Source organism: Mycobacterium sp. SMC-16 (assembly GCF_046250085.1).
GTDB classification, from domain to species: Bacteria; Actinomycetota; Actinomycetes; order Mycobacteriales; family Mycobacteriaceae; genus Mycobacterium; species Mycobacterium phocaicum.
This window is the reverse complement of sequence record NZ_CP176427.1, coordinates 6,059,123-6,070,284: the sequence shown is the minus strand read 5'-3', so window position 1 is coordinate 6,070,284 and position 11,162 is coordinate 6,059,123. Positions and strand designations below refer to the sequence as shown.

The window sequence follows — 11,162 nt, the reverse complement described above, 5'->3', positions numbered from 1 at the left end:
CGACTACAACCCCCTCGTAACCGCCTGACCGGCGGCTCAATAAAACGACGACAATCTGTCCACATAGTTATCCACAGACTGTGGACAAAGTAGGAGAGTGCCGTCGTGCTCGTGTTTTGCATGCAGGAAGCCCGCGCGCTGAGGCTCGTCACAGGAACGTCTGTGGGCTCGTAGCGTCGGGACCTCTCTGACTTGTTGTCTGTCGCCGTCGTGCAACGGCATTGGCAGAAGCTAACAAGTTTTCTGTTCGTCCGCCAACCGTTCGGCAACATTGGTTCGAGGTTCTTGGGCGTGTCGGCTTGCCACGTTGCGAGTGGGACAACTGTGACGAACTCGTGTGCGCGGCGTGGCACTTCTCACTACGAAGCGGTAACGGTTGCTGACGTGCGACAGCGAGGTTTGACCCGGAGAATTCAGATCAGTACCCTCGAACAGTCGCCCACACGTGGTGATACGGCTGCGACCGGTATCTATCGGTACCGCGCCGGCTAGCAAGCAAGATGCGTGCGCTTACCAGCGACGACCGTGCCCACCGGCATGACTCGTTCATGTCGGTGGCGAGTGCGGGCGTCACATAGTTGAGGAGATACAGCCGTGGCCAAGGGCAAGCGGACTTTCCAGCCGAACAATCGTCGTCGGGCCCGTGTGCACGGTTTCCGTCTGCGCATGCGGACCCGTGCCGGCCGCGCCATCGTGTCGGCACGTCGCGGCAAGGGCCGTCGCTCTCTCACTGCGTGACCTGACGCAGGATCGAAGCACCGTGCTTCCGGCTCGTAACCGGATGACGCGCTCGACAGACTTTCGAGTCACCGTGAGCCGCGGTGTGCGTTCGGCGCAACGGGATCTCGTGGTGCATTCCTTGGCACCACGAGCTCTTGGTGATGCCGGCTCAAACACCGAGGACGCGCCGAAAGTCGGTCTCGTCGTAGGTAAATCGGTCGGCAACGCCGTCCAGCGACACCGGGTGTCCCGTCAGCTCCGTCATGCCAGCCGGGATCTCCTGCCCGAGCTGCAGTCCGGTGAGCTCCTGGTGATCCGGGCCTTGCCCGGCAGTCGCGAGGCGGCCACCGCCACGCTGCAGGACGAACTGCGAGTCGCAGTGCAGCGCGCTCACGCGAAGTCCGGATCCCGGCCATGAGTCACCGGCTGGCCCGCGGGCTGATCTTTCTCATCGAGCTGTACCGCAACATGGTGTCGCCGATGCGTCTGCCCAGCTGCCGGTTCAGCCCCACCTGCAGCCAGTACGCCGTCGAGGCACTCACCGAACACGGACTGTTCCGTGGTTGTTGGCTGACGACGGTCCGGCTGGCCAAGTGTGGCCCGTGGCATCACGGGGGATGGGACCCCATCCCCGAAAGACGGTCCGCGGCAACCGCCGCGCAGTCAAGGAGCGATTCGCTTGTCTTTTAACTGGTTCAGTCTGGACTACATCTATTACCCGGTATCGGGGATCATGTGGCTCTGGTACAAGCTTTTCGGCGCGATCCTGGGCGCGGAGAACTTCTTCGCCTGGGGCCTGTCGGTGATGTTCCTGGTCTTTTCCCTCCGTGCCCTGCTGTACAAGCCGTTCGTCCGCCAGATCGAGACCACCCGGCAGATGCAGGAATTGCAGCCCCAGATCAAGGAGCTGCAGAAGAAGTACGGCAAGGATCGCCAGCGGCTCGCGCTCGAGATGCAGAAGCTGCAGAGCGAACACGGTTTCAACCCGCTCCTGGGCTGCCTGCCGATGCTGGCGCAGATTCCGGTGTTCCTGGGCCTGTTCCACGTGCTGCGCTCGTTCAACCGCACTGAGGGCGCCGGCATGGGTATCGGCGCCCAGGCGCTGTCGCTCGAAGAGAACCGGACGACGGGCAACTACTTCTTCAGCGCCACCGACGTTGCGCACTTCCTGAACACCGACCTGTTCGGAGCGCCGTTGGGCGCCACCATGATTCAGACCGGCGAGAGCCTCAAGGCGTTCGCACACTTCGACCGCATGTCGGTGATCCTGGTCGGCATTCCGCTGATGATCATCTCGGGTATCGCGACGCACATGAACAGCCGCGCCTCGGTGGCCCGGCAGAGCGCCGAAGCAGCAGGCAATCCACAGACCGCGCTGATGAACAAGCTGGCGCTGTACGTGTTCCCGTTGGGTGTCGTGGTGTCCGGCCCGTTCCTGCCGATCGCGATCCTCATGTACTGGGTGGCCAACAACATCTGGACCTACGGCCAGCAGCACGTGGTGTTCAACCGGATCGAGAAGCGCGAGGCGGAGGAGAAGGAGCAGGCGATCGCACGCCGTTCCGCCAACGCCCCGGCACCCGGCGTGAAGCCGAACCGGTCGAAGAAGGGCAATACGCCGGCCGCCCCGGCGAGTTCGGGAACCGACGTCGAACAGACCGGTACGGAGCTCGACGGCACGACGGACCCCGGCGCCGCCGGCTCGAAGCCGGCCCCGGGCGCCAAGCCCAACAAGAAGAAGCGTTGACCGGTCAGAGGGTAAAGACCCTGAGCGACGGCCGGTGCAAGAGGGAGAAGGCAGGGATATGACAGACACAGAAACGCAGGCGGAGGCCCAGGAATCAGAGGCCGCGACGACGGCTCCGGCCGCTCCTGGAAGCAAGAGCGACGATCTCGAAGAGCGCCTGGTCGCCGAAGGTGAGATCGCCGGCGACTACCTCGAGGAGCTCCTCGATCTGCTGGATTTCGATGGTGACATCGATCTGGATGTGGAAGGCGACCGCGCGGTCGTCAGCATCGACGGCGGCAACGACCTGAGCAAGCTGGTGGGCCGCAAGGGTGAGGTGCTGGATGCGCTCCAGGAGCTGACCCGGCTGGCCGTGCACCAGAAGACCGGCGAGCGCAGCCGGCTGATGCTGGACATCGCCCGGTGGCGCCGGCAGCGGCGTGACGAACTGGCCGCGCTGGGCAAGAAGGTGGCCGAGCGGGTGTTGGCGTCGGGTGAGCGCGAAGAGCTGTCGCCGATGACGCCGTTCGAGCGCAAGATCGTGCATGACGCCGTGGCGGCCGTCGATGGCGTCCACAGCGAGAGCGAGGGCGTCGAGCCGTCGCGCCGGGTGGTTGTTCTGCTCGATTGAGCACCCTAATTACATCGATGTTGTTCGTCGGCGGCGAGCTGGCGGGGAAAGTGGAGGCTGTTTCACGTGAAACATGGTGAAGCCCCATCCCCACCAGCCGCCGTCGTCGACGTCTTTGGGGACCGAGTCGAGCTGGCGCACAGCTACGCGGAGATCCTTGCCGGCGACGGAATCGAGCGGGGACTGATCGGACCGTCGGAAGTCGGCCGGTTGTGGGACCGTCACGTGATGAATTGTGCCGCTATAGGTGAGTTGGTCTCCAGTGGCGAGCGAATCGGCGACATCGGCAGTGGAGCCGGCCTGCCCGGCATTCCGCTGGCCCTCGCGCGGCCTGATGTTCACGTGGTGTTGATCGAGCCGCTGCTGCGCCGGGCCGACTTCCTCCGTGAAGTCGTGACCGAGCTCGGCATCGACGTGACCGTGATTCGGGGTCGCGCCGAAGAGCGAACGGTGCGCGCCGAGGCGGGGGAGCTCGACGTCGTCACCTCGCGAGCGGTGGCAGCTCTCGACAAGCTCGCCAAGTGGAGCCTGCCGCTCCTCAAAGTCGACGGCAGGATGCTGGCTCTCAAAGGGGAGCGGGCAGCCGATGAGATCGTCGAACACCGTCGGGCACTCAACTCACTCGGTGCTGTGGACGTAAGGGTGGTGAAATGTGGCGTGAACTATTTGACTCCGCCCGCAACCGTGGTCGTGGCGAAGCGCGGAGCCAAGCGCGCGGCCCCCGGCCGGCCGGCCAAGAACCGGCGATGACATCGTCGGCCCGGGGGAGCGACAAGTCCGCCGAGGTTTTGAAAGCGGTCGACCCGGCCGCCACATCAGGAAAGGCAGTGAGCGATGCCAGGGGCGAGCACAGCGACGGGAAGACTGATGTTTCACGTGAAACGTGGTCGAGCGTGACGATGGATACGCCGATCGGGGCGGAAGCCGAACGCGCGGTCCAGATCCTTCACGGCGCCAAGGGACAGCAGCTGCCGCGCCCGACGCACCAGCGGGTGTTCACCATCGCCAACCAGAAGGGCGGCGTCGGCAAGACCACCACCGCGGTCAACATGGCCGCGGCTCTGGCCCTGCAGGGACTCAATGTTCTGGTCATCGATCTCGATCCTCAGGGCAACGCGAGCACCGCGCTGGGCATCGAGCACCGACCGGGCACCGCGTCGTCGTACGAGGTGCTGATCGGTGAGATCACCCTCGAGAGCGCGCTGCAGCGCAGTCCGCACAACGAGCGGCTGTACTGCGTCCCGGCGACCATCGACCTGGCCGGCGCCGAGATCGAATTGGTCAGCATGGTGGCACGTGAAACCCGGCTGCGGAACGCGCTCGCGACGCTCAAGGACCACAACTTCGACTACGTCTTCATCGACTGCCCGCCGTCGTTGGGTCTGCTGACCATCAACGCGCTCGTGGCGGCGCCGGAGGTGCTGATCCCCATCCAGTGTGAGTACTACGCACTGGAGGGCGTGGGCCAGCTGCTGCGCAACATCGAAATGGTCAAGGCGCACCTCAATCCCCAGCTGGACGTCACGACCGTCGTCCTCACGATGTACGACGGCCGCACCAAACTCGCCGACCAGGTCGCGATGGACGTTCGGGACCACTTTGGCGATAAGGTTTTGCGGACCGTCATCCCACGCAGCGTCAAGGTTTCCGAGGCACCGGGGTACGGCATGACGATCCTGGATTACGACCCGGGATCACGTGGAGCAATGAGCTATCTGGACGCCAGCCGTGAACTCGCCCAACGCGGCGAGTCGGGAGTGAGGAAGTAACGATGTCGCAGCCGAAGAAGCGCAGCGGACTCGGTCGGGGGCTGGCGGCGCTCATCCCGACCGGTGCACCCGAGGACGGGCAGCAGGACACGTCGCTGCGAATGGGGTCTGCGGCTGCCGACGTGTTGATCGGCGGCGGCCCGGTCGCACCGGTTAACGGTGCCGCCGCGGCAGAGTCGGCCGCGGCCGCCAGGGCCGAAGCCGAGGCGATCGGCGCGGTGTACCGCGAGATCGAGCCGTCGGCCATCCAGCCGAACCCGCGCCAGCCCCGCAGCGTCTTCGACGCTGACGCGCTCGCGGAACTGGTGCATTCCATCCGTGAGTTCGGGCTCATGCAGCCCATCGTGGTCCGCGAGCTGAGCCAGCCGTCCGGGCCGCATCGCTACCAGCTGATCATGGGCGAGCGCCGGTGGCGCGCCTCGCAGGAAGCCGGCCTGACGGCCATCCCGGCGATTGTCCGCGAGACCGCCGACGACAACATGCTGCGCGATGCGCTGCTCGAGAACATCCACCGGGTCCAGCTGAACCCGCTCGAAGAGGCGTCGGCCTATCAGCAGTTGCTGGAGGAGTTCGACGTCACCCACGAGGAACTCGCAACGCGCATCGGCCGCTCGCGTCCGGTGATCACCAACATGATCCGGCTGCTGAAGCTGCCCATCGCGGTGCAGCGTCGCGTTGCCGCAGGCGTGCTGTCGGCAGGCCACGCCCGTGCCCTCCTGGCGCTCGAAGGGGGACCGGAGAAGCAGGAGGAGCTCGCCGCCCGCATCGTGGCGGAGGGGTTGTCCGTCCGTGCGACGGAGGAAGCGGTCACCCTGGCCAACCGCGACGGCGACAAGCCGGCGCCGGCGCCGAAGCGGAAGCCGATCCAGATGCCCGGGCTGCAGGATGTGGCCGAGCAGCTGTCGACGGCGTTCGACACCAAGGTCACCGTGAGTCTGGGTAAGCGCAAAGGCAAGATCGTTGTCGAGTTCGGCTCGGTCGACGACCTCCAGCGCATCGTCGAATTGATGAAGACCGAACAGGGCTGACGGGTTCATTTTTTGGCCGGTGACCCCCGAACGGGGACAAGGCCTCGTTACGTCACTGTGACGGTGACATTTGTGGGCCGCCGGACGAGGAGGGGAACCGCGATGTTTCACGTGGAACAGTTCGTTGTCCGCCCGCCGTCGATCCCTACTGAACAAATCGAGTCGACGGCGCCGGCGTCTCTTATCCTGGAAGAGCAGCCTGATCCGATCGGGTGGACGACGGGAGTCTGGTGAGTTCACGAATCACGCCGCTGCGCCTCGAATCGTTCGAGCGGCTGCCGAAGCATGCGCGGCGCTGTGTCTTCTGGGAAGTCGATCCGTCGGCACTCGGAGACAGCGACCACCTCAGCGACCCCGAGTTCGAGAAGGAAGCATGGCTGTCGATGGTCATGCTCGAGTGGGGATCGTGCGGACAGCTGGCGGTCGCCTGCGACCCGGACCGCGCCGAGGACCCCAACGATGACGCGCCCTGTCTGGGCTACGCGTTCTACGCACCGCCGCGCGCCGTGCCCCGGGCAGGGCGCTTTCCCACCGGACCGGTCAGCCCCGACGCGGTCCTGCTCACGTCGATCGGTGTCGACTGCCCTGACGACGGTGACGGACTGTCGCGTCACCTGATCGCCGCCGTCGTAGCCGATCTGGTTCGTCGTGGTGTGCGCGCGCTGGAGGCGTTCGGTCGCACCAATGAGGTCGCTCAACTCGGTGGCCCGCAGGCCTGCCCGGCGGAGCTGGCGGCGACCGTCGAGGCGTTTGGGGAGTGCGCTGTGGAGCAGTGCGTGATCGAGGCCGACTTCCTTCAGGACAACGGCTTCGAGATCGTCGCGCCGCATCCGTACTTCCCACGACTGCGGCTGGAACTCGAGCAGGGGCTCGGCTGGAAGGCGGACGTCGAAGCGGCGCTGGAGCGACTGCTGGAGAGCAGCGCGTTGCAGCAGCCCGTCGGTGCGGTGTCCAGCCCCGTGCTGTGGACGCCGCACTCCGGTCGATAGGGGAGCGGGCCTCCACGGTGAACACGCGTGGCTGACGTCCCGCCGACGCCCGGCGACTGCGGGCTGCTCGACGTCGGCGACGGCAACCGGATGTACTGGGAGACCCACGGCAACCCCGCGGGGGCACCGGTCCTCATCGTTCACGGCGGCCCGGGCGCCGGCAGGTCGCGCCGCGCTCACAATCAGTTCGATCCTGACCTGTTTCGCATCGTGCTCTTCGATCAACGCGGATGCGGCGACAGCGTGCCGAGCGCCGCGGATCCGTCGACCGACATGTCGTGCAATACGACCGAGCATCTGCTCGCCGACATGGAAGCGCTGCGCTGTCATCTGGGGATCGATCGGTGGCTGCTGTACGGCGGCTCGTGGGCGTCCACGTTGATCCTCGCCTACGCCCAGCGGCATCCGGATCGCGTGACCGGAGTCGTGCTGATCGGCGTGACGATGACGCGGCCGCAGGAGGTCGACTGGCTGTACCGCGGGCTCCGGCTCGTCCGCCCCGCCGAGTGGCAGCGGTTCCGTGACGGCGTGCCCGAAGCGGATCGGGACAAGAATCTCGTCGAGGCCTACCGCCGGCTGATGGAGCACCCCGATGCCGCCGTGCGCGAGCAGGCGGCGCGGGACTGGTGTGCGTGGGAAGACGCTGCGATCGCCCACGAGACGTCGGGGAAGCCCGGCCAGTACTCGGCGAAGATCGACGCCGACCGCATGGCCTTCGTCCGGATCTGCACGCACTACTTCGCGCACACGGCGTGGCTGGAGGACGGCCAACTGCTGCGGGATGCGCATCGACTGGGCGGCATTCCCGGCGTCCTGATCCACGGGCGCCTTGATCTCTCTGCGCCCGTCCGGACCGCGTGGGAGCTCGCGCAGGCGTGGCCCGACGCGGATCTGAGGATCATCGAAGACTCGGGCCACACGGGCAGCCCGGCGATGGCGGCGGCGATTGCAGAGGCTGTCGAACGGTTCACTCCACCGCGGAGATAGCGCGGCCGTTCCACGTGAAACATCGGCCAAATCGATGAGAGTCCGCGGGGCCCCCGACGCCGGTACCGGCCGCCGCCGCACCCTCGGCACCCACATCGGAATCCGTGCGGTCACACGTGGGTCGCGGTGATCGCGCTGGAGTCGCGCCGGTGCCGCGGCCATGTAGGCGTCGCCCGGAATTCACACCGGCGCGCTACGGCTGCCCGACGCGGAACCGGTATCGGCCAGACCAACCGAGCAGCACTGCGCGGCTCCTGTGTCCCGCCGGCCGAACGTCATCGCTCGACCGAGTCGAGATGCCGGAAGTGCGCGGCGCCCTGACGCCCAGCCGACTTGGTCGGAATCGGCGGCGCAGGCAAGACACGGCCAGCGGTCCACGTGGCTGTCGCGATGGTCGGTGGGTGGGTACGTCGGTCGCACATCGGCTGTCCATTCCGGCGCCGCCGGTGAAGCCCCCGAGCGCCGGCCCGACTGACCGAACCACTAGGCCGTTCCCCAACCGACACCCGGCTGCGATTGATCCGCGACCACACGTCTGGTCGGGTACGCGTAGGCCGCCCGCACGTCCTCGGCGCGAACGACCTCAGCGCCGCAATTGCGCGGTGCGGGATTGGGGGCGCCGTTGGCGTGCGCGGCGAAGCGGAGTCGCCAAGAGCACCGTCGGCGCGCGCTGCCCAGCCTGGGATCGACATGGCGCGCCAGTGCGGGCAGGGGAGGGGGGAAGCCGAATGCAGCACCCGACGCCTTCACCCCCCCAGCGAGTCGGCTACTGGCCGTCAAGCAGTTGGACGATGCGTGCGCGGCGGAGATTCAGGTCGCCGATGCGGGCGTCCATCTCGGCCAGTGTCTGTCTGATGGCGGCGGCGATGGCCGGGCACATGTCGACCGCGCTGCCGTCGATGCAGGGCAGTAGTTGTCGAATGGTGCGTACGCCGAAACCGGTGTCGATCAGCATCCGGATGCGGCGCACATCTTCCACGGTGTCGGCGGGGTAGTCGCGGTAGCCGTTGGACCGGCGTTGCGGTGCGATCAGACCCTGCGCCTCGTAGTAGCGCAGCGACCTGACCGAGCTGCCGGTTGCCGCCGCTACTTCACCGATGCGCACGCGAGCTCCTCTTGGGTTGACCTTGACGCTGATGTCAGGGTTTAACTTCGCCGCATGCCCAACGATTCCCTACTTTCCACGTTGACGGTCACCCGCGTCGGCTCCGGTCCCGCCCTGCTTCTCGCGCACGGAGCAGGTGGCGGTGTCGCACTGAATTTCGGCCAACTCATGGACGAGATGGCCGGCGAGCGAACGCTGATCGGCGTGGACTATCCGGGCTCGGGAGCCAGTCCGTTGACCGCGGGTTCGTATCGCGTCGACGATCTGGCTGACGCGATCGTCGACGCCGGGCGAGCGGCCGGCTTCGAGCGATTCCCCATCGTCGGCCTATCTCTGGGCTCGGCGGTTGCCATCACCGCGGCACTCCGTCATCCCGAGGCCGTCAGCGCCTTGGTCCTGACGGTGGGCTTCGCGCACGCCGATCCGCAGTTGCGGTTGGTTGTCGATGTCTGGCGCTATCTGGCCGCGCACGACCGTGACGTCCTGGCGCGGTTCCTGACAGCAGTGTCGTCGCCGTCGGCGTTCGACGAGGCCGGCAATCTCGACGAGATTGTGGCGGACGTCCGCGCGAGCATCCCGCCCGGCAGTCCGCAGCAGGCTGCCCTGGCCGCCGAAATCGACCTCCGCGACCGCCTCGCGGAAGTCGCGATCCCGACGTTGGTCGTGGCGGCGGGTGTGGACCGCATCGTGCAGCCGTCCTCGACGCGCGCTCTGGCAGCGGGCATACCTGGCGCAGTCCTGATGGAATATCCAGACGCCGGTCACATCTTCACACCGGACGAGGGGCGGACATGGATCTCCGATATCCGGAAGTTTCTGCTGGCGCACCAGCTGTGACCGACAGGTGGCACTGGCGGGTGGCCGTGCTGTCTGCCGCCGCCTTCGTTTATCTCGCCGCGGAGATGTTTCCGGTCGGCGTCGTCCCGCAGATGGCCGACGGACTGCACACGACAGTGCCCGCTGCGGGGCTGTTGGTGGGCGTGTACGCGGTGGCTGCTGGTGTGGCAATCATCCCGGTGGCTCTGGCGACTCGTCGCGTCGAGCATCGCGTCATGCTGACTGCCGCCTTGGCTTCACTGTCGTTGTCGCAACTGCTGCTGGCCGTCGCACCGACGCCCGGGTGGGCAGTCTTCGCCCGGGTCGTCGGCGCGATCTTGCATGGTTCGGTGTGGTCCCTGGCTCCGGTGCTGGCCAGTGCTCTCGCACCCGCCGGCCGTGCGGGGCAGGCGACCGCGCTGGTGTTCGTCGGGGCGGCACTGGGGTTGGCCGGGGGATCCCCACTGACGACGCAGCTTTCCCTACTCATCGGGTGGAGAGCCGCGTCGCTGGTGCTGGCGGTGCTTGCCCTGATCTTGGCGGCGGCCATTGCCGTGCTGATTCCCCGCCATATCGGTCGTACCGTGACGGCGCCGACCGCAGGCCGAGCCGGTGAGCCGCACACCGTCGCGGCGGTCTGCGTACTGACGCTACTGGTGGTGACCGCCGCCTATGCCCCGTATTCGTTCATCACGGTGTTGGCCGGCGACATCGGGATCCCGGCCGCCGGGCTCCCGGTTCTGCTCCTGGGCTATGGCGGCGCCGCGCTGGCGGCGGTCGTCGTCGCCGGACGGGTGCTCGATCGTCACCGTTACGCCGTCGTGGTCGCGGCCCTGACGGGTCTGCTGATTGCGTTCGCGACGCTGAGCCTGGTTGGCTCGCGCGGGTTGTTCGTCGCGGCAGTTCTGTTGTGGGGAGCGGCCTTTGCGTGTTGGGCGCCGACCATGCAGACGATCCTCATCAAGCGTTGCCCCAACGCTGCCTTCGCGTCCTATCTGTACGTGCTGGCGTTTCAAGTCGGGATCTTCTCCGGCGCCTGGGCGGGGTCGCAGCTCGTGGCCTCAGATGCGGCAGCATCGCTGACGGTGCTCGCGCTCATCGGTGTCGGGTGCGCGTCACCGGTGGCGCTGTTGGCCCGACGGTGGTTGTGATCGGGAGAACCCAATCCGGTCAGCGACATGGGGACTCCAAGCCGGAACACCCGCCGATGGGGCCTGAATCACGATGACCCAGGACCAACCGGAACAAGCGTCACGTGACGCTCATGTCGCAACCGCCTCGCGGTCGAAATCGGGGGCGCGGCCGGCGATCCGGGGACGTCTGGGCGTCCGGCGCTTCCCGGTCCGCCAGGCGGGCCATGAGGCCTCAGTGGCGGCCCCTGCGGGACGACG

13 protein-coding genes are annotated in these 11,162 nt (G+C 66.8%); 12 read left to right on the top strand and 1 reads right to left on the bottom strand.

Features of this window, described 5'->3' with window-relative positions; genetic code table 11:
• The first annotated feature begins 594 nt into the window (after nucleotides 1–594).
• From rpmH to pip, 10 genes are all read left to right on the top strand, one after another.
• A complete protein-coding gene (gene rpmH / locus ACJEIK_RS29445; RefSeq protein ID WP_073695092.1) occupies nucleotides 595–738 on the top strand; it encodes a 50S ribosomal protein L34 in 144 nt (47 codons plus the stop codon).
• Nucleotides 739–760: 22 nt separating this feature from the next.
• On the top strand, nucleotides 761–1,138 hold the full coding sequence (rnpA, locus tag ACJEIK_RS29440; protein WP_082934493.1) for a ribonuclease P protein component: 378 nt from the start codon (nucleotides 761–763) through the stop codon (nucleotides 1,136–1,138).
• A complete protein-coding gene (yidD, locus tag ACJEIK_RS29435) occupies nucleotides 1,135–1,410 on the top strand; it encodes a membrane protein insertion efficiency factor YidD (RefSeq protein WP_082934494.1) in 276 nt (91 codons plus the stop codon). The genes rnpA and yidD overlap by 4 nt, the downstream gene beginning before the upstream one ends.
• Before the next feature lie 43 nt (nucleotides 1,411–1,453).
• Entirely contained in the window at nucleotides 1,454–2,467 is a 1,014-nt protein-coding gene (gene yidC / locus ACJEIK_RS29430; protein WP_064857439.1) for a membrane protein insertase YidC, read from the top strand.
• Nucleotides 2,468–2,525: 58 nt separating this feature from the next.
• A complete protein-coding gene (locus ACJEIK_RS29425) occupies nucleotides 2,526–3,077 on the top strand; it encodes a protein jag (protein WP_064857440.1) in 552 nt (183 codons plus the stop codon).
• A gap of 66 nt (nucleotides 3,078–3,143) precedes the next feature.
• Entirely contained in the window at nucleotides 3,144–3,827 is a 684-nt protein-coding gene (rsmG, locus tag ACJEIK_RS29420; protein ID WP_409430815.1) for a 16S rRNA (guanine(527)-N(7))-methyltransferase RsmG, read from the top strand.
• 149 nt (nucleotides 3,828–3,976) lie between these two features.
• Nucleotides 3,977–4,846 (top strand): ParA family protein, encoded by an 870-nt coding sequence (locus ACJEIK_RS29415; protein ID WP_020099888.1) that lies wholly within the window; start codon nucleotides 3,977–3,979, stop codon nucleotides 4,844–4,846.
• A 2-nt stretch (nucleotides 4,847–4,848) separates the two neighbouring features.
• Nucleotides 4,849–5,874, top strand: a complete 1,026-nt coding sequence (locus tag ACJEIK_RS29410) for a ParB/RepB/Spo0J family partition protein (RefSeq protein ID WP_409430814.1) — start codon at nucleotides 4,849–4,851, stop codon at nucleotides 5,872–5,874.
• Between the two features lie 230 nt (nucleotides 5,875–6,104).
• The gene (locus tag ACJEIK_RS29405; RefSeq protein WP_061006406.1) at nucleotides 6,105–6,863 is read left to right on the top strand and encodes a hypothetical protein; all 759 of its coding nucleotides are present in this window, start codon (nucleotides 6,105–6,107) and stop codon (nucleotides 6,861–6,863) included.
• Nucleotides 6,864–6,890: 27 nt separating this feature from the next.
• Complete coding sequence (pip, locus tag ACJEIK_RS29400) at nucleotides 6,891–7,850, top strand: prolyl aminopeptidase (protein WP_409430813.1); 960 nt, start codon at nucleotides 6,891–6,893, stop codon at nucleotides 7,848–7,850.
• A 766-nt stretch (nucleotides 7,851–8,616) separates the two neighbouring features.
• Here pip and ACJEIK_RS29395 read toward each other — a convergent pair.
• Nucleotides 8,617–8,955 (bottom strand): MerR family transcriptional regulator, encoded by a 339-nt coding sequence (locus ACJEIK_RS29395; protein ID WP_409430812.1) that lies wholly within the window; start codon nucleotides 8,953–8,955, stop codon nucleotides 8,617–8,619.
• A 54-nt stretch (nucleotides 8,956–9,009) separates the two neighbouring features.
• Between ACJEIK_RS29395 and ACJEIK_RS29390 the strand changes: the two genes are divergently transcribed.
• The gene (locus tag ACJEIK_RS29390) at nucleotides 9,010–9,792 is read left to right on the top strand and encodes an alpha/beta fold hydrolase (RefSeq protein ID WP_409430811.1); all 783 of its coding nucleotides are present in this window, start codon (nucleotides 9,010–9,012) and stop codon (nucleotides 9,790–9,792) included.
• Nucleotides 9,789–10,922 (top strand): MFS transporter, encoded by a 1,134-nt coding sequence (locus ACJEIK_RS29385; protein ID WP_409430810.1) that lies wholly within the window; start codon nucleotides 9,789–9,791, stop codon nucleotides 10,920–10,922. Before ACJEIK_RS29390 ends, ACJEIK_RS29385 begins: the two co-directional genes overlap by 4 nt.
• Nucleotides 10,923–11,162 lie beyond the last annotated feature (240 nt).